Origin of the sequence: Staphylococcus argenteus (assembly GCF_000236925.1) — a bacterium.
Lineage (GTDB): Bacteria > Bacillota > Bacilli > Staphylococcales > Staphylococcaceae > Staphylococcus > Staphylococcus argenteus.
In genome coordinates this window covers 490,241-509,585 of the sequence record NC_016941.1, presented here as the reverse complement: position 1 = coordinate 509,585, position 19,345 = coordinate 490,241, and the positions used below count along the sequence as shown (strand labels likewise).

Annotated in this window: 21 protein-coding genes and 1 pseudogene; all 22 read right to left on the bottom strand. The window is 33.1% G+C overall.

The window, feature by feature from the left end:
- Nucleotides 1–289 precede the first annotated feature (289 nt).
- Nucleotides 290–943: a 50S ribosomal protein L25/general stress protein Ctc gene (locus SAMSHR1132_RS02330; RefSeq protein WP_000157650.1), complete on the bottom strand. Its 654-nt coding sequence runs from the start codon at nucleotides 941–943 to the stop codon at nucleotides 290–292.
- A gap of 149 nt (nucleotides 944–1,092) precedes the next feature.
- The gene (locus SAMSHR1132_RS02325) at nucleotides 1,093–2,058 is read right to left on the bottom strand and encodes a ribose-phosphate diphosphokinase (protein ID WP_000933774.1); all 966 of its coding nucleotides are present in this window, start codon (nucleotides 2,056–2,058) and stop codon (nucleotides 1,093–1,095) included.
- A 150-nt stretch (nucleotides 2,059–2,208) separates the two neighbouring features.
- Nucleotides 2,209–3,561, bottom strand: coding sequence for a bifunctional UDP-N-acetylglucosamine diphosphorylase/glucosamine-1-phosphate N-acetyltransferase GlmU (glmU, locus tag SAMSHR1132_RS02320; protein WP_001252513.1), 1,353 nt, complete (start codon nucleotides 3,559–3,561; stop codon nucleotides 2,209–2,211).
- A 22-nt stretch (nucleotides 3,562–3,583) separates the two neighbouring features.
- Nucleotides 3,584–3,655: pseudogene (locus SAMSHR1132_RS14205) on the bottom strand (hypothetical protein); the annotation flags it as partial.
- Nucleotides 3,656–4,089: 434 nt separating this feature from the next.
- A complete protein-coding gene (spoVG, locus tag SAMSHR1132_RS02310) occupies nucleotides 4,090–4,392 on the bottom strand; it encodes a septation regulator SpoVG (RefSeq protein ID WP_000868993.1) in 303 nt (100 codons plus the stop codon).
- Nucleotides 4,393–4,461: 69 nt separating this feature from the next.
- On the bottom strand, nucleotides 4,462–4,842 hold the full coding sequence (locus tag SAMSHR1132_RS02305; RefSeq protein ID WP_000691764.1) for a RidA family protein: 381 nt from the start codon (nucleotides 4,840–4,842) through the stop codon (nucleotides 4,462–4,464).
- A gap of 18 nt (nucleotides 4,843–4,860) precedes the next feature.
- Nucleotides 4,861–5,685: a pur operon repressor gene (purR, locus tag SAMSHR1132_RS02300; RefSeq protein ID WP_001269645.1), complete on the bottom strand. Its 825-nt coding sequence runs from the start codon at nucleotides 5,683–5,685 to the stop codon at nucleotides 4,861–4,863.
- Between the two features lie 13 nt (nucleotides 5,686–5,698).
- A complete protein-coding gene (gene ispE, locus SAMSHR1132_RS02295; RefSeq protein WP_000638880.1) occupies nucleotides 5,699–6,547 on the bottom strand; it encodes a 4-(cytidine 5'-diphospho)-2-C-methyl-D-erythritol kinase in 849 nt (282 codons plus the stop codon).
- A gap of 307 nt (nucleotides 6,548–6,854) precedes the next feature.
- Nucleotides 6,855–7,118, bottom strand: a complete 264-nt coding sequence (gene veg, locus SAMSHR1132_RS02290; protein ID WP_001126664.1) for a biofilm formation stimulator Veg — start codon at nucleotides 7,116–7,118, stop codon at nucleotides 6,855–6,857.
- A gap of 99 nt (nucleotides 7,119–7,217) precedes the next feature.
- Nucleotides 7,218–8,129, bottom strand: a complete 912-nt coding sequence (rsmA, locus tag SAMSHR1132_RS02285; RefSeq protein ID WP_072292039.1) for a 16S rRNA (adenine(1518)-N(6)/adenine(1519)-N(6))-dimethyltransferase RsmA — start codon at nucleotides 8,127–8,129, stop codon at nucleotides 7,218–7,220.
- The gene (rnmV, locus tag SAMSHR1132_RS02280; RefSeq protein ID WP_000700070.1) at nucleotides 8,122–8,658 is read right to left on the bottom strand and encodes a ribonuclease M5; all 537 of its coding nucleotides are present in this window, start codon (nucleotides 8,656–8,658) and stop codon (nucleotides 8,122–8,124) included. Before rnmV ends, rsmA begins: the two co-directional genes overlap by 8 nt.
- A gap of 168 nt (nucleotides 8,659–8,826) precedes the next feature.
- Nucleotides 8,827–9,600 carry a TatD family hydrolase gene (locus SAMSHR1132_RS02275; RefSeq protein ID WP_000904318.1) on the bottom strand — a complete coding sequence of 258 codons (774 nt, stop codon included), beginning with the start codon at nucleotides 9,598–9,600 and terminating at the stop codon, nucleotides 8,827–8,829.
- Nucleotides 9,601–9,628: 28 nt separating this feature from the next.
- On the bottom strand, nucleotides 9,629–11,602 hold the full coding sequence (metG, locus tag SAMSHR1132_RS02270) for a methionine--tRNA ligase (protein WP_001051125.1): 1,974 nt from the start codon (nucleotides 11,600–11,602) through the stop codon (nucleotides 9,629–9,631).
- A 283-nt stretch (nucleotides 11,603–11,885) separates the two neighbouring features.
- The gene (gene rsmI, locus SAMSHR1132_RS02260) at nucleotides 11,886–12,725 is read right to left on the bottom strand and encodes a 16S rRNA (cytidine(1402)-2'-O)-methyltransferase (protein ID WP_000279916.1); all 840 of its coding nucleotides are present in this window, start codon (nucleotides 12,723–12,725) and stop codon (nucleotides 11,886–11,888) included.
- 1 nt (nucleotide 12,726) lies between these two features.
- Nucleotides 12,727–12,975 (bottom strand): GIY-YIG nuclease family protein, encoded by a 249-nt coding sequence (locus SAMSHR1132_RS02255; protein ID WP_000377062.1) that lies wholly within the window; start codon nucleotides 12,973–12,975, stop codon nucleotides 12,727–12,729.
- Nucleotides 12,968–13,693 (bottom strand): tRNA1(Val) (adenine(37)-N6)-methyltransferase, encoded by a 726-nt coding sequence (locus SAMSHR1132_RS02250; protein ID WP_000917704.1) that lies wholly within the window; start codon nucleotides 13,691–13,693, stop codon nucleotides 12,968–12,970. Before SAMSHR1132_RS02250 ends, SAMSHR1132_RS02255 begins: the two co-directional genes overlap by 8 nt.
- 283 nt (nucleotides 13,694–13,976) lie before the next feature.
- Entirely contained in the window at nucleotides 13,977–14,324 is a 348-nt protein-coding gene (yabA, locus tag SAMSHR1132_RS02245; RefSeq protein WP_000375684.1) for a DNA replication initiation control protein YabA, read from the bottom strand.
- A 16-nt stretch (nucleotides 14,325–14,340) separates the two neighbouring features.
- A complete protein-coding gene (locus SAMSHR1132_RS02240; RefSeq protein ID WP_001134202.1) occupies nucleotides 14,341–15,144 on the bottom strand; it encodes a PSP1 domain-containing protein in 804 nt (267 codons plus the stop codon).
- Nucleotides 15,145–16,071 carry a DNA polymerase III subunit gene (locus SAMSHR1132_RS02235; protein WP_000344320.1) on the bottom strand — a complete coding sequence of 309 codons (927 nt, stop codon included), beginning with the start codon at nucleotides 16,069–16,071 and terminating at the stop codon, nucleotides 15,145–15,147.
- Nucleotides 16,072–16,285: 214 nt separating this feature from the next.
- Nucleotides 16,286–16,615, bottom strand: coding sequence for a cyclic-di-AMP receptor (locus SAMSHR1132_RS02225; RefSeq protein ID WP_000781981.1), 330 nt, complete (start codon nucleotides 16,613–16,615; stop codon nucleotides 16,286–16,288).
- Between the two features lie 27 nt (nucleotides 16,616–16,642).
- Nucleotides 16,643–17,260, bottom strand: a complete 618-nt coding sequence (gene tmk / locus SAMSHR1132_RS02220) for a dTMP kinase (protein WP_001272121.1) — start codon at nucleotides 17,258–17,260, stop codon at nucleotides 16,643–16,645.
- A gap of 1 nt (nucleotide 17,261) precedes the next feature.
- Complete coding sequence (locus tag SAMSHR1132_RS02215) at nucleotides 17,262–18,599, bottom strand: aminotransferase class V-fold PLP-dependent enzyme (protein ID WP_000812826.1); 1,338 nt, start codon at nucleotides 18,597–18,599, stop codon at nucleotides 17,262–17,264.
- Nucleotides 18,600–19,345: the final 746 nt, after the last annotated feature.

Below are 19,345 nucleotides of genomic sequence, written 5' to 3'. Positions count from 1 at the left end.
ATTGTTTCATTTATTATTATAATGACAACATCTATTTTCCGCCATTGCCATCAATTATCATTATTCTTCAACTTAGTAAGTATGTATTTTAAAATCAAATACATTAAATTTTTATGATGTATCATTGTTAAGTGTAATGTCTCTTACTTACTAAAATTAATTTAACTTTGATACAAATCAATAAAGTTTAATTAAACCTTATAATAACACAAAAAGCACCATGCTTATATTAAAATAAGCACAGTGCTTGTTCAACAAAGTATAAAAACTTTTTAGTAATGAGTTAAAATTACTCTTCAGTTTTCTCTTCGTCTTCTTTGCTTTCGCCAACAACTTCTGGTTCTTCAGTTTGTTGTTCGCCTTCCATTGCTTCGATTTCTTCTTCAGTTGGTTCTTCAGTTGGAGCAACTACTGTTACAACTGATTCAGCTGAATCATTTTCGATTTTGAAGTCGCCAGTTACTTTAACATCAGCAACAGTTAAGCTGTCGTTAATGTTTAATTCAGTAATGTCTACTTCAATAGCTTCTGGAATATTGTCAGGAGTAGCAGTTACTTCTAAGTTGAATAATGGTTGTTCAACTACGCCGCCTTCTTTAGCGCCTACTGCTTCACCAACTAATTGAACTGGTACTTCAACAGTACGTTCTTCACTCATATTGATTGCTAAGAAGTCAATGTGAGTAATTTGGTTTTTAAGTGGATCGAATTGGTAGTCTGCAACCATAACTTTGATAGTTTTAGAGCCAACGCCTAATTCGATAACACCGTTACGACCTACTTCACGGATAACTTTGATGAATTCTACTTCATCAACTTTAACTGACACGTTTTTAGTACCGTAACCGTATACTACTGCTGGTACTTTACCAGATTTTCTTAATTGTTTAAGATCTGAACGTGTTTGTTTACCTTGACGGATGATTGACTTTAATGAAGCCATTCTCATTTCCACCTTTCATTTTCGCTCAACAAGAGCACCTCACTTACCCATCAACATGAATGTTGCTTGCAAGTGTTTATTTATTCGTATAATCACGAACGAAACTATTATACACGTTTGATATTTGTTCGTCAAACGGCTATTTAAAATTAGTCAAATAATACGCTAACTGATTCTCTTTCATAAACACGTATGATAGCTTGTGCAATTAAACCAGCAACTGATAATTCTTTAGTGTTAGAAGGTTTACGATCTTCATCTAAATGAATTGAGTTTGTCACGATTAATTCTTTAATTGCAGAATTTTCGATGCGTTCTTTTGCAGGTCCTGATAAAACAGGGTGCGTACAGCATGCATAAACTTCTTTAGCACCTTTATCTTTTAATGCTTGTGCAGCTAACGTGATTGTACCTGCAGTATCAATAATATCGTCAATAATAATTGCTGTACGTCCTTCAATTTCACCAACAATGTTCATAACTTCAGCAACATTTGGTCTAGGACGACGTTTATCTATAATTGCAATTGGAGTTTTTAAAATGTCCGCCAATTTACGAGCACGTGTAACACCACCGTGGTCAGGTGACACAACAACACACTCTTCTGGGTTAATGTTTGGATCATCTTTAAAATGTTTAGCAAGAATTGGTACACCCATTAAGTGATCAATTGGAATATCAAAGAACCCTTGAATTTGAGGTGCATGCAAGTCTAACGCAATCATACGTGTTGCGCCTGCTGTTTCGATTAAGTTTGCTACTAACTTAGCTGTGATTGGTTCACGGCTACGTGCTTTTCTATCTTGTCTAGCATATCCATAATATGGCACTACAATATTGATTGTTGCTGCTGAAGCACGCTTACAAGCATCAATCATAATTAATAATTCCATTAAATGTAGGTTTACAGGATATGATGTTGGTTGAATAATAAATACGTCACAACCACGAATACTCTCTTCGATATTAATTTGAATTTCTCCATCACTAAAACGTTTAACTGAACATTTACCTAGTTCAATACCTACTTGGTCAGCAACTTCTTGCGCTAATGCTTCGTTTCCTTTCAATGAAAAAATCTTTAATGACGAATTCTTATATTCATTATTTAACATTTATAGTCCTCCAATTATTTACTTACGCAATTACTATTATATATAAAATGCAATCTCATTACTATGCGAATCCTTAAATCATAAAGATTACATTATTATTACATAGGATTTTCATTTTATCCTAGGCACTATAGATACATACGCAAATGATTATTTCCTATATCCTTCTTTTGTTGTTTGTCTTGCTCTTGCTACAGCTAAACTATCATTTGGAACGTCATCTGTGATTGTTGAGCCTGCTGCTACTAACACTGCATCTCCAACGGTTACTGGTGCTACTAAGTTAACATTACATCCGATAAAAGAGTCTTTACCAACTACAGTTTTAAATTTATTTATTCCGTCGTAGTTAACCGTAATCGTTCCGCAACCAATATTAGTACGTTCTCCAATGACAGCATCACCAATATAACTTAAATGTGAAACTTTAGAACCATCTTTAAGATCTGCCTTTTTAATTTCTACAAAATTACCAACTTTAACATCTGCACCTAAATTTGCACCTGGTCTCAATTGCGCGAATGGTCCAACTTTAGTGTGCGCACCAACATATGCATCATTTACAACTGATTGTTGAATCAATGCTCCATTTTCAATCTTACTATTGTTGATTTCAGAATATTGACCAATAACAACATCTTCACCAATTTCAGTTTTACCATTAATTCTTACACCTGGTTCGATTACCGTATCACTACCAATTGTTACGTCAGGCCCTATAAATGTACTGTCAGGATCGATAATTGTAACACCATTTATCATATGTTTATGATTTGTACGACGTTGCATCGCCTTTTCAGCTTGACTAAGCATAACACGATCATTCACACCCATAATTTCTTCAATATCATTGGTACGATAAACTTCTACAATTCCATCATTTTCTAAAATTAACGCTAACACATCAGGAAGATAATATTCACCTTGAGCATTATCATTTTTCACTTGTGCTAATTTTTCAAACAAAACTTTGTTATCAAAAGCAAAAATGCCAGAACTAATTTCATTGATTTCTTTTTCAGAATGCGTTGCATCCTTCTCTTCAACAATGCGTTCTAAACGTCCCGATTGATTACGTACAATTCTTCCATAACCATATGGATTTTGAACTAAAGCAGATAATACAGTAGCTTGTGCATTATTATCCTCATGATGCGTAATTAGTGTTTCTAACGTTTCTTTGGTAATGAGTGGTGTATCGCCACACACTACAATTGTTGTACCTTCCTCACCATCTAAATGTGATTTCGCCATTAGTACTGCATGCGCTGTACCGAGTTGTTCTTGTTGAAAACTGTATAAAGAACGTTCGCCTAAATGTCCTTTTACACTTTCAGCACCATGTCCTACGATGGTTACAACTTGATCGACACCTGATCCTTCAACACTATCTAATACATGTTCGACCATAGGTTTACCAGCAACCTCGTGTAGCACTTTATATTTTTTAGATTTCATTCTTGTGCCTTTACCTGCTGCCAAAATTATCGCATGTCTTCGCATGAACATTAACCCCCATTAAATTTTACACTTCGTCATTATTATAATTTAATCTGCAATGCTCTTTCAACTTATAAAAGGCATTGTTTTCATTTCGTTACTTTTTAAAATGAATTTCTACATATCTTATAAAAACATGCGTTACTCTTGTTCGAATTAAATCATGATTTTTTGTTGAATAAAATCATGGCGTCAAAGTATCGTCCTAATTCAAATGATAATTCCCCAAACCAATATGTAACTTTTGCGTTGAGCATTTTCCTTCCTAATATTTAAACTAGCGATTGTATAAAACAATTTAAAATCTGTTTTAAAAGAAACAAGCACACTACGATTAGCAGTTCAAAATTTTATGTATCAAATAAATTGATATTTAATGACAATATATTTCAATGAAGTATCATTACACATAATGGTTAAACTTATAATCGAAGCGTAAAAAATAAAAAACTGTCGACAAAGCATTATACTTCATCGACAGTTTTATAAATACTCATTGCGAGTTACTAACATCATTGGATATTGAATTTATTAAGCTTCTTCTGAATCTTCTGATGTAGCGTTTTTATCTGGTACTACTTCATCTGTTTCATCATATACTTTCATCACAGCATCTTGAATTTCTTGTCTCATATCTGAATTGATTGGATGTGCGATGTCGCGGAATTCACCATCTGGTGTACGTTTGCTCGGCATTGCGACGAACAGACCAGAGTTCCCTTCAATTACACGTAAATCATGTATTACGAAAGCTTCATCTAATGTAATGGAAACGAGCGCTTTCATTCGTCCATCTGTTTCTATTTTTCTAAGTCTTACATCTGTCACTTTCATGTAGTGAGCCCCCCTATAGTATATATATCTGTGTTATTTAGAAGCTTGATTAAACTTATTAATCGAAAATTATAATTCCTTAACTTTACTTACTAATTCTATTTCTACTTTTACATCTTTTGGCAAACGCGCAACCTCTACACAACTACGCGCTGGTTTGTGTACATCAAAATATTGACCATACACTTCATTGATTTTTTGGAAATCATTCATATCCTTAATGAAGATAGTTGCCTTTGCAACAGAATTCAAATCAGAACCTGATTCCTTCAAAACAACTTTTAAATTTTCCAAAACTTGTTTTGTTTGTTCTTGAACATCATCACTAACAATAGTTCCATCAACATCCAATGGAATTTGCCCTGAAGTATAAACCATTCCATTTACAACAGTTGCATGAGAATATGGTCCAAGTGCTTCTGGCAATTTTGTTGTGTTAATTATTTTCATAATATTAAAAACTCCTTTTTATGAAAATTTAGATAAACTGTTACCAGGTTCTACGTTAAACTCTTGATTATATTCGTCAACATCTGACAATTTCACTAAGGAAGTATAATCTTCAATTAATCGCTGTTTAACTTCTTTCGATTCTACAAGTACTGATACCCCTTTTACGTGGGCTTTAAACTCATTCATTAAATTCATTACACCATTTATAGAACCACCGGCTCTCATAAAATCATCAACAACTAAAACATTTGAATTTTCAGCTAATGTTCTCTTTGAAAGTACCATCGTCTCTATTTTTCTCGAAGATCCTGACACATAATTAATTGAAACTGTAGAACCTTCAGTTACCTTATTATCTTTTCTAATAACTACTACAGGTAAATTTAAAATATTAGCAACAGCATTTGCTAATGAAATACCTTTTGTTGCAATAGTAACAACTGCATCTAATTTTTCATCCATGTAAATACTGGCAATTAACTTACCAACTTTATTAAGTAGCGTTGGATTACCTACCAAATCTGATAAAAATAAATATCCACCAGGTAACAAACGTTCTTTCTCTTCTAATAGAGTAATGACTTCATTAACAACTTCTGTTGCTTCCTCTTTACTCATCATTGGTTTATACGTAACACCACCACTTGCACCAGCAGTAGTAATTACTGTACCTAACTTTTCTTTTTGGAATGTATTTTTTATAATTTGGACATCTTCACTTATTGAAGACTTCGCTTGCTTAAATTTTTTCACAAAAAAAGTTAATGGAATTAATTTATTCGGATGGTTCATCAAATATTGCGTCATAAAAACAATTCTCTCGCTTCGTTTATATCTCATCTTTTCAACCCTTCTATCCTAATAGTCTAACTAAGTACACTTCATTACAACAACCGTTTACTGCATTATAAATATTTTTTGCTTGGCTTTCTTTTCGTGCTAGCCCATACACAGTTGGTCCGCTTCCACTCATTAACGCACCGTCTGCACCACTTTTCAACATATTATTTTTCAACTTATCGATTTGTGGATGTTTCGAAACAGAAATTGGCTCTAATCGATTAGACAAACTTTGACATAATTGTTGATAATCACCTTTTTCCAACGCCTCATAGCACAATTTAGTATGCACTCTATATTGCTTATCTAAATTGATCAACTTAAATATATCTGGTGAAGATATGCCTAAGTTTGGTTTAGCCAGAATCACCCATGCTGATGGTGGTTTATTTAAAAACTCGATTTTTTCGCCTCTTCCAGTGCATAATGCAGTTTTATTATAAATACAAAACGGAATATCCGTTCCAATTTCACTGCCTAGTTGAGCTAATTCATCTAAACTCGCCTCAATATTAAAAAGTCGATTCAATCCTCTTAATGTTGCTGCTGCATCTGCTGAACCGCCAGCTAGTCCTGCTGAAACAGGTATTTCTTTATCAATCGTTATAGTCACACCATGCTTTAGTTGATACCGCTCAATAAATAATTGTGCTGCACGATATGCAAGATTTTTATGATTCGAAGGCACATAATTGTGTTCAATTTCAACAACTATTTTTCGATCCTTTCTTTTACGAAAAGTTAAACGATCATTTAAATCAACTGTTGTCATTATCATTTCAATCTCATGATAGCCATCATTTCTTTTAAAAAGTGTATCGAGCGTAAAATTAATTTTGGCTGGTGCCGTTTCATATATCATTTTTGCGCCCTCTTTTCGTTATCTTAATATGATGATTTTAACATAAAGAGAATTAATATTTGACATTTTAATTTGTTTTTTAGTGTTTTTTTAATAAAAAAGTAATTTTTTCCATCTAATCACATAACATTTACTTGTATTTTTATGTGTAAATGCATTATCCATTTACTTAAAACTAAAAGCGAAACACAGACTTAAACGTGTCGTAAATAAAAAGAGTATTGAACATAATGCCCAACACTCAAATAATTATCATAATATTTACTTCTTATACTTAAGAAACGTTTAACATCTCTATGTGTCTTATTTAGTGTGCAATTGATTCGTGATGATTATCCTCTTCAAATGAAACTTGAACATTTTCAGTCAACACATCAGTGTATGTATACGATACTCTCTCAAAATTGTGTTTATCTTGATCTAACTCAACAATGAAAACTGACGGATATGTTTCTTTTAAAATTCCAGAACGTTTTATTGTTTTCTTACGGCCTCCATTGGCTTTCAGTACAATACGATTTCCTACATGACAATCAATAGAATTTTTGATGTCCAAAATTGATTTTGGCATATTGCTCCACCTCGCTACAAGTTACATAATACCATATTTGCAGCGTTTTCGTCAAACAAAATTCAAATTTTATCAATAGTGGTTTGCTTTGTCAATCATTTAATTTTCTAATTGAGGGAATTTTTTCTTTTCTTCGTACAATTTAGCAAAATCTTGAATAGTTAGTGTTTCACCACGTCGTCTTGGATCAATTCCCGCTTGCTCTAACCATTGTAAAATCGCTTCTTTATGTTGTTTACCATCTTTAAAGAAATTCTGATAGTTGTTGTTAATCGTCTTTCTTCTTTGAGCAAATGCCGCTTTTGCCAATTTAAAAAATGCTTCTTCATTATCAATTTTTACTAGCGGTTCTTTTCTTTGCATCAGTTTTACAACAATTGAATCTACGTTTGGCGGTGGCATAAATACAGATTTAGGTACTGTTAATACTTTGCTTGTTTCAGTGTAGTATTGAACAACAATTGATAAAGAGCCATATGCCTTTGATCCTACTTCAGCATTTAAGCGTTCTCCTACTTCTTTTTGCATCATCACTACATAACCATCAATAGGTATGTCTTGTTGCATCAAATTTAAAAGTATCGGCGTTGTAATGTAGTATGGCAGATTCGCGACAACCATTATTTTTTCACAGTCTTGTAAGTGGTTTTCAACTGCAGCTTTAATGTTTGCTTTTAAAATATCTTCGTTAATCACCGTCACGTTATCATATGGTGATAATGTGTCCTTAAGTACAGGTATCAAGCGTTGGTCTATTTCAAATGCCAATACTTTTTTAGCGTGTTTCGCCAACTGTTCAGTTAATGACCCCATACCTGGTCCAATTTCAATAACACCTGTACGTTCATCAATATTACTTGCATCGATAATATTATTTATAATATTAACGTCTATTAAAAAGTTCTGACCTAAACTTTTCTTAAAATTAAATCCATATTTATCTAATAATGCTCGTGTTCGAGATGGCGTTGCAATATCTTTATTATCCAACTGATTCACTTCCTTATTCATCTTTTAAAGCTTGTCTTACATCCGTTTCCGTATAACCGAAAGCATTTAGCTTCTTCAATAATTGCTTTCCGTTTGAGTGACCGATTCGTAATTTCCTACTTAAAATTTCACGACGACGTCTAGCATCTTTGCCGACAATTAGCCCCAACTCTATTAACACCGTTTTATCAATTGACTCAAATGCTTCTTCAAATGGTGAACTCACATGCATTAGCGCTTCTTTTATATCTTCTAATTTAGCGTGTTCAACACCGATTTTCCCTTTTTTATTTTTAGCTTTGTCTCTATCAATATATGCGTGTTTCACACCTTTAACATGCTCTGTAATTGTACTTCTAATTTTGTCTCCCGGAAAATCTGGATCTGTCAGTACAATGACACCACGACTTTGTTGTGCATTTCTAATTACTTCCAAAGTTTGCTCATTGATTGCACTGCCATTAGTTTCAATCGTATCACATTCTACAGCTCGTTTAACACGCTCAGTATCATCTCGACCTTCTACAACAATAAACTCATTGATTTTCATTTAAAACGCCTTTCTTTACTATATAGTTTTTAATACCAAAGACCATCTTTTTTCGATTCATTTAACCGCATTAATATTCCAATTTAAAAAAGCGAGAAAGAACCATAGCATATTTAACGAACATAATATCGTATCATTTAATGGCGATGTTCTTTCCCACTTTTAACTTTATGAATTTAAATTAAATAATTTTTCAGCATTTTTTGTAGTTTGTACACACACTTCTTCATAAGATAAACCTTTTAATTCAGCAATTTGTTCAGCTACTAATGTCACTCTTGCCGGCTCATTTCGCTTACCTCTATATGGATGTGGTGATAAATATGGTGCGTCAGTTTCTACAAGCAATCGATCTAATGGCACATGTTTCGCAACTTCTTTAGGTTGCTTCGCATTTTTAAATGTCACGGGTCCACCTAATGAAATGTAAAAATTCAACTTATTAATTACAACATCTGCAATTTCTGGAGAACCACTGAAACTGTGCATTATGCCCCCAACTTCTTCAGCATGTTCTTCCAATAAAATATCGATACAATCTTGTGTCGCTTCACGATTATGAATGATAATTGGTAATTTCAAGCGCTTTGCTAATGCAATTTGCTTTCTAAAAACTTCTTTTTGAACATCAGCAGGTGATTTATCCCAATGATAATCTAACCCCATCTCACCAATTCCAATCACTTTTGGATGTTTGGCTAAAGTTTCAATCCACTCGAGACGCTCTTCTGTAAAATCAATTGCATCAACTGGGTGCCAACCAATAATAGCATATAGGAAATCATACTCATCGATTAATTTCATTGCACGTTCAATTGTAGGGGTATTAAAACCGACAACAAACATACGATCGACACCCGCTTCTTTAGCACGTGTAATCACTGCACTTAAATCTTCATCATATTGTTCATCATTTAAATGTACATGTGTATCGATTAACATAATTATCTCTCCTAATATAAAAATACTGTTATTTAATCACTGCACCATTTGGAATCGCACTAGGTAAACTTACTAAAGTAAGAACGCCATCTTTTTCAGCAGATAAAATCATACCTTCAGACTTTTGTCCCATCAATTTAGCTGGTTTTAAGTTTGTAACAACGGCTACTTTTTTACCAATAATGTCATCTGGAGTATAGAACTTAGCGATTCCTGATACGATTTGTCTTTGTTCAGAGTCTAAATCAACTTGTATTTTTAATAATTTATCTGATTTTTTGACATGCTCAGCATCAATAATTGTAGCAGCCTTAATTTCAACTTTATTGAAGTCTTTGATATCAATTTCTGGCTTGCTAGGTACTTCTTCTTTTTCCTCTTTAGTAGCAGGTGGTTGCATTGATTCTTTAATATACGCGATTTCCGCTTCACTATCTAACCTTGGGAAAATAGGTCTTGGTTGACCAGTTACCATAATCGGTTCAGTTAACACACCATATTGTTCTAAGCTACCAAATTCCATAAATACTGGGTTGTTTATGTTTAATTGTTCAAAGATTTCTTTAGGTGCATGTGTTAAAAATGGACGTAATAACACTGCGGCAAATCGAATATTTTCGACTAAATGCGCCATAACATTGCCTAACATATCTTTTTGACTCTCATCTTTAGCTAATACCCACGGTGTTGTTTCATCGATATATTTATTCGTTCTACTAATGAACTTCCAGACCGTAGATAACGCTACTGAAAATTGTAAACTTTCCATACTTTCTGTATAGCTCTTCACAGTATCTATAGCCATAGCTTCCATTTCTTCATCTAATTCATGACGCGGACCTTGGTATGCAGGTAATTCACCATCAAAGTATTTATTAATCATTGAAATCGTACGGTTTACTAAGTTACCTAAGTCATTAGCTAAATCGAAGTTTGTACGTTCCACAAAAGCTTCAGGTGTAAATACACCATCTGAACCAAATGGTAGTTCACGCATTAAATAGTAACGTGTAGCATCAAGACCATAACGATCAATTAAAATGTTAGGGTCTACAACATTGCCTTTAGATTTACTCATTTTGCCATCTTTCATCAAAATCCATCCATGTGCAAAGACTTTTTTAGGTAATGGTAAATCTAATGCCATTAATAAAATCGGCCAAATAATTGAGTGGAAACGTACAATTTCCTTAGCCATTAAATGGATATCCGCTGGCCAATATTTGTTAAATAATGACTCATCATCTGATAAATAACCTAAAGCTGAAATGTAGTTAACTAATGCATCAATCCATACATATACAACATGCTTGGGATTAGATGGAACATGAACACCCCAGTTAAATGATGTACGAGAAACAGCTAAATCTGCAAGTCCTGGTTTAATAAAGTTGTTAATCATTTCATTTTTTCTTGATGGTGGTTGAATGAAATCAGGGTTTTGATCATAGAATTCCAATAAACGATCAGTATATTTACTAATATTAAAGAAATAACTTTCTTCTTTAACTAATTCAACCTCGTGTCCTGAATCTGGACTTTTACCACCTATAATTTTACCGTTTTCGTATTGTGGATCAACTAATTGTGACTCAGTATAATATGTTTCATCCGGAACAGAATACCAGCCTTCATATTCACCTAAATAGATATCGCCTTGCTTTAATAGACGTTCAAATACTTGTTCAACAACATGTTTATGACGTTCTTCAGTAGTTCTAATAAAATCATCATTTGAAATTTCAAGTTTTGCCCAAAGTTGTTTAATGCCAGCAATCATTTCATCTAAATATTCAATTTCAGTTTTACCAGCTTTTTGTGCTTTTTCTTGAATTTTTTGACCATGTTCATCTGTACCTGTTAAGTAACGAACATCATACCCTTGCATTCTTTTATATCTTGCAATAACATCTCCGGCAACAGTAGAATATGCATGCCCTATATGTAAATTCCCACTAGGATAATAAATTGGGGTTGTTATATAAAATGTTTCTTTCGCCATAACTGTTCCTCCTCGTAATGTTTCACTTCAAATAATATCTAAGATTTTCAAGCATTTCAATGGACGTGGTCATATATCTTACTTTCCCATTTTCATCTTGTTCATTGTTTTATTATTTATTGCTATCAATATATTTATTTTACATTAAAAATCGACGATGTCATTATTTTTTTATCATAGTTAACATCATTTTATTAGTAGCAAATCAAATTGTTGTCTTACTATTTAAAATTATAACTTTCGTTATCCGATAACGTAAAAATTTAGTCCATCAATACCTTGGTTAACTTATTTGATGATAAATATTATAAACTTCATTTGTTTTAAGTTGTCGTTCCTCCGCAACTTTCTTGATTGCCTGCTTTGGCTTCATCCGTGAAGTTTCAATATAATGATCAACATGCTCTACAATAGACAAATCATCAAACCAAGCCGTTTCAACATTTGCTTTTGCACCTTCAATCAAAATAACAAACTCACCTTTTAACGGAACGTCACCTTGTTGAATTAGTGCTATCATTTGCGTTACATCATTTGTGACTATTTGTTCAAACTTCTTAGTTAACTCACGTCCTAACGATACTCGTCGCATTGCATCTATCTTTGCAATTGTTTTTAAAGTATCTGTTACACGATGTGGCGATTCATATAATATAAGCGTGCTATTTTCATACATGCGTTGTTCTAGTACGACAGTTTTTTCTTTTTCTTTTCTAGGTAGAAATCCTAAAAATGTGTATACATAAGAAGATAGACCACTAGCCATCAAAGCAGTTAAACCGGCATTCGGCCCAGGTACAGTTTCCACTTTAATATTAGCTTTTCTAGCTGCAACTACTAATTCATATCCTGGATCACTAATCAATGGCAAACCTGCATCCGATACAAGTGCAACATTTAATCCAGATTGTAATTGTTCAATAATAAACGTAGTCTGCTTATCCTTATTATGCTCATGGTATGACTTTAATGGTGTTGAGATATCATAATGATTGCATAATTTACTTGTTACACGTGTATCTTCACAGGCAATCATATCGACACGATGTAGCACATCAACTGCTCGATAAGTTATGTCTGCCAAATTTCCAATAGGCGTTCCTACTAAATATAATACAGCCATGCTATCGCTCCTTAATCAATCGCAATTTCTTTTGTCTAGAATACGTTTTAATTTCATATTCACGCTTCAATGCTTCAGACTTTGTCTCATACGTTTCTTGGTAAACTAACTGTACCGGTCGTCTTATTTTTGTATATTTAGCACCTTGACCGCGATTATGTTTCTCAATCCGCGCATTTACGTCTTTAGCATATCCTGTATATAAACTACCATCACTACATTTTACTATATATACAAAGTGACTATCCATAATATACTTCCTTCATTTCATCGCTATATTTTCCACTTTCATCATAAATATAAAACGGAGGCATAATTTCTAATCCTTGATTACCACCTTTACGACCTTCAACAACTATTGTGTGTGCTGACTTGCCTACTTTACTATATATAAAAACTACTTTCTTAGGCTCGATATTTACTTTTCTCATTTCAAATAAGACATCCATCAGTCTATCCGCACGATGTACCATATTTAGCCTGCCACCTTCTTTTAATAAATGACGTGCTGCAATCATACAATCTTCAAGTGTACACATAATTTCATGTCTCGCAATTTTGTGAGCCTCTATTTGATGTTGATGCTGCTGATTCTCTTTAAAATACGGAGGATTACATGTTACAAGATTATATTGTGAAGGTTTAAATGTTTTCGTGACATCTTTCAAGTCCATATGATGCATCGTTAAATAATCGTCAACCTCGTTAAATTGAAATGTGCGTCGCGCCATATCTACGAGAGTTTCTTGAATTTCGATACCCTCTATTTGATGGTGATGTTTTGCGAATAATAGTAAAGGTATCACGCCGTTGCCAGAACATAAATCTAGTACTTTGTCTTTTGCTCTTGGATTTGTAAAATGCCCCAATAATAACGCATCTGTTGAAAATGAAAATACATCGTCATTTTGAATAATACTAAAATTTTCTTTGATTAGTTGATCAAATCGTTCATTTTGCTTTAACATTTTAAACTCCTATGAAAATGTGCTTATTTACTTAATACGTGAAAGTTAAATTTTAATAATGTTTGCACATCACATACCTATTCTAAATATTTTCGAATCATGTTTTACACATTAATAAACCTTATTATATTGCATACTGACTTAATATTAAAAACTTAATTTTAAGTAGTAAGTCAGAACATTGTTTAAAACTAATACATAAGTAAAGTCTGAAACACGTACTGTCTCAGACTTAACATAACTTTATTTATTCATTATTATAACACTATTTGTGATTGAATGATTAATCACTTAAAACTTCTAAACAGAACAAACAATCTTCACCATGTCTATGTTTTCCAAATAGCTCACCTTTACAAATATGAAAACCTTCACCATATAATATAGCTAGGTTATCTTTACTAGGTAATGGTTTTTTAACTACTTTTGTTGGCACTGTATTTATTGCATCTTGAGTACTTGGCTCATCATTCCCTAATACTTTTTTCAAATTATCATTTTCAATTTGTAAAGCTACGTTTTCTTCTACAAGTTCAACTGCAAGTGCTTTTAACTCTGATGTTTCTTTTGAAAGTTGATTGACATTCATTTCTAAACGCATTATTTTTTCAAATATCTCATTGCGATCCAAATGTAATAATGCCTCCTTAATGCATAGTTTCTATTTCTTCTAATTTATATTCAAGTGGCTGTTCATGACCTTCGAGCTTCACTTGCATAGAAATATCTAATATATTTAAAGCAATAACTTTTCCATTACCATCGGGCGTTTCAATTGCTTCACCGACATCCGGCAATTGTGCACGTACTTCTTCATAATAATCATTTTCATATTTTAAACAACACATCAATCGACCACATGCACCAGAGATTTTTGTTGGATTTAATGATAAATTTTGATCTTTGGCCATTTTTATTGATACCGGTTCAAAATCACCTAAAAATGTTGAGCAACAAAGTGAACGACCGCATGGACCAATACCTCCAAGTAATTTAGCTTCATCCCTTACACCAATTTGTCTAAGTTCAATACGTGTTTTCAAATGTTGCGCTAATATTTTCACTAATTTTCTAAAGTCTATTCGATCATCCGCAGTAAAATTAAAGATAACTTTTGATTTGTCTAATGTATATTCACAGTTGACTAATCTCATATCCAAACCTTGTTCTCTTACGATATCCTTACATAACTCCAATGCATTAGCAGCGTCTCGCTCATTACAATAATATTTTTCAATATCATTTTCATCAGCAATACGAATAATGCTTTTAAGAGGTAAACAAATGTCCTCTTCTTCAATATCTATCATTGGATTTTTGACGATACCTATCTCTATGCCTCTTTTAGATTCTACGACAACCCAGTCCTCTAAATCTATCTGTATATCACTAGGTGTATAATATTCTAATTTCCCCGCTTTTTGGAACTGAACACCTATTACATTTGGCATCTAACTCACACCCTTAATTACGATTTGTTCGAATACTAGCGTTGGATTAACATTTTGATTCAGTTTCTTATGTGCATCTGTAAGCTGATCAAACATTAAAATCAATTGATTAAATGTTAACTTTTGCGCATACTGATTAATGTCACTTATCAAATCACTGTATATTCGTTTATCATCTACATTTACCTTTGTATGTATGATATCTTCAAAGAATCCATTAACTGCTGCAATCGTTAAAGTTTGCAGTTTTTTATTTTTAGCCTGTTTCAATAAATCAATAACCCCAATCATTGCCATTGGTTTGTTAGTAAGCAACAATTCACACCAACGAATAATTGTTTTTCTTAAAGTTAATAAATCAAACTCTTCATTTAAAGCCATTGCATTATCTATTTGTGTAGTATATGTACTTATCATTTCAGCTACTGGCTTTGCAATGTCCTGTTCAACCAACCTATTTACAAACTGTTCTTTATCAATCGGTTTGAAATAAACATGCTGACATCTTGAATGAATGGTATCTAGTATTTGTTCGGGCTTTGTAGACAATAAAATAGCAATCGTATTGTCCGGTGGCTCTTCGAGAAATTTTAATATACTGTTTTCCCCTTGAACAGTTAACTTTTCAAAATCTTCGATAATATACACTTTATATTTACTTTCTATAGGAAGTTGATTCATATGGCGCACAAGCTGTTCAATTTGTTCTTTTTTAATTGAACTGTCATTAGTCGATATATACATAAAGTCTGGATGATTAAATGTACTAACCTTCGCTTCGCATTGGTTATCTGTTTGACATAAAATGAGCTTTGCAAAATTAATCGCAACTTGTTTCATCGTTTGTGCGTCATCACCTTCAAATAAATAGGCATGCGATAATTTATTTGAATGATATGCATTTGTCAATTGTTGCTGTTCATCCATTTATTACAAACTCCCTTTTACTTTTATATAAAAAGGTTGCCAAAGAGCAACTAATTACTGCAACAATAGCAACTATGATTCGTGAAGCACTTTGCAACCACATAAAATCATATCTATTTGCATCAGAACTAGTCGCAGTCAAGCAACCCAAAATTGTTAATAACTTATTAATACATTGTTTTAAGTATTTCAAATTGATGATTGTATTATAGAATTAAAATTGATGGAATGCGTCAACTGGCATAACAAATACAGTAGCACCGCCAACTTCAACTTCTACTGGATATGGAATATACGAATCCGCACTTCCTCCCATAGGTGTAATAGGTGAAACCAACTGTTCTCTATTACCACATGTATTATTAATAACAGTTAATATTTCATCTACGCGGTCATCGTTGACACCACATAAGAAGGTCGTATTACCTGCTCTTAAAAATCCACCTGTCGTTGCCAATTTTGTTGCTCTAAAGTTATTTTTAACGAGTTGATCTGCAAGTTCCTGACTATCTTGATCTTGTACGATCGCTATAATCATTTTCATTTTATAACACCTCTTCTAGCAATTATATCATATCTTTTCTAAATATTTGATGATAGTTTGATACGTGTCTTCAACAACATTTTCAAGAGGTTGATCTGCATTAACGCTTTTGAACCGTTGTGATTCATTATGAATGATTTCTTGGTAACCTTCAATTACTTTTTCATGAAACTTTAAATCTTCTTGATCTAATCTATTTTGATTTCTTGAATTTTTAATTATACGTTCGCGACCTACCTCAGCGCTTACATTTAAATAAATCGTTAAATCAGGATACAACCCATTAATTGCAAACTCATTAATTGCCTTTACTTCATCAACGCCAATACCTCTAGCATAACCTTGATAAGCTAGTGAACTATCAATATAACGATCACATAATACAATCTTTCCTTCGTTTAAAGCAGGTACGACCTTTAATACAAGATGTTCCCTTCTAGAAGCAGCAAATAGCAACGCTTCTGTTCTAATGTCCATGTCATTACCCTCTAAGAGTATCCTGCGTATTTCTTCACCAGTAGGTACGCCACCTGGTTCTCTTGTCATAATGACATCATAATTTTTTAATAATCTATGATAAATTTCATTAATTACTGTCGTTTTCCCTGAGCCTTCTGGGCCTTCAAAAGTTATAAAAGCTGACATTCTATTCATCCTCAACTAAAATTTTATTGTTATTTATTCCTTCAACTATTACTCCAGTTTCCAGATATTCATTCATCAATTTTATCATACTTTCTGTTATCGTTTCGCCCTTAAATATAATAGGAACACCTGGAGGATACGGGACAATGTGTCGTGCCACCACTTTCCCGTGTGCATGTTGTAATTCACACCAAGTAACATGCTCAAAATGATTCGGTTTGTAGTTACCTTCATTTGTTAAAAGTTCCGTCTGCTTAACTTTAGAAAACTTCTTTTCTGGTAAAACCATATCTTCAATTTTACGCAAAAGCAAATCAAATAAAAAAGCATCTCCTTCATGCCACAATGGTAATATTGCTAAAGACTGATAGCCATCTGCTAACTCAAAATAAATATGATTATTCATAAACCATTTTTGAATTTCATGTCCAGTATACCCTTCATATTTTAAAAGTAACTTCAATGGATCATCCACTTGAATAATTTCAAATCCTTTATTTTCCAAACATTTGATTAATTGCGCTCTCTTTTCAAAAAATACGGTACTATCATATGTTTTATAGAACTGGGCAGCTGACTCTAAACTAGCCATAATCAAATATGAAGGGCTAGATGTTTGGAAGTAGCTTAGATATTCTATAATATTTTCTCTATAAAGTGCATTTTTATGGATATAAAGTACCGAGCCCATCGTTAATGCTGGTAATGTTTTATGAAACGATTGAACAACATAGTCAGCTTGATAGTTTAATGTAGAATTTGGAAATCCTTGCAATCCAAAGTGGGCGCCATGTGCCTCATCAATGAGTACAGGAATGTCTAACTGGTGCAAAAATTTGATAACCTCTTCTACATTAAACGTTTCACCGTAATAGTTTGGATAAGTCAACACAGCAAGTTTGTGACCGTCATTATTCAAACTGCTTAAATTAACTTTATTATAATGATTCGTTAACAAACTTTGATGCGTTTCAATAAAATGCCCTTCTTGTTGGCTAATATCGAGCGCATGTAATACAGATTTATGTACATTTCTTGCCATTAAGATATCGCCTTTTTTCTGTGAAAAAGACTGGATGACAGATAATATTCCTGAAGTGGTGCCATTCACTAAGAAATAAGCATCATAATCTGAATGCTTCTCCACTTGTTTCATACTTTCCAAAATGATTTCTTCTGGATGATGCATATCATCTAAACCAGGTATTTCAGTTTTATCCATTGTGATTGATAATTGAGATAAATGACCGATAGTCATATTTTTATGACCTGGAACATGCAAAGAAATCGCTTGTTCTTGATTTAAATTTTCTAATTTATTTAAAATAGGTTGCTTCATTATATACGCTTCCTTTATTTATATTGTTTTACAATTAGTTACTTTCAAAAGTATTAATTATATAGTAACACTTCTTTGACAAAAGTTAGTGTTACTTATGCAATAGCTTGTCTATTGTATAATAATTAATTACCTTTTTGTATTTTCACAATACTTCGTATTGAATGATATCATTTTAGACTTATCTAAACACAATATTAAAATTGTACATACTTAAACAATCAAAAATGTACATTATTAAATTATCATTTTGGCCTGGCAACGTTCTACTCTAGCGGAACGTAAGTCTGCTACCTTCGACGCTATGGACCTTTCTTGACTTGTGACAATCGCTTGCTTCTTTCCTCTTCTTCGGCTCTCGCTTACTCATTTAGCTCAACTAAAATCGTTGCGCTCGTTTCTCGTTTCGTCAGATTCAAACGCTTTCACTTCGCCAAGCCATTCTTCTTCGTATCTACTTTTTTATTTGGCATAAAAAAAGAGACCTTGCGGTCTCAATACGGCTCATCGCATCCATTTTGGCCTGGCAACGTTCTACTCTAGCGGAACGTAAGTCTGCTACCTTCGACGCTATGGACCTTTCTTGACTTGTGGCAATCGCTTGCTTCTTTCCTCTTCTTCGGCTCTCGCTTACTCATTTAGCTCAACTAAAATCGTTGCGCTCGTTTCTCGTTTCGTCAGATTCAAACGCTTTCACTTCGCCAAGCCATTTTTCTTCGTATCTACTTTTTATTTGGCATTTTAGA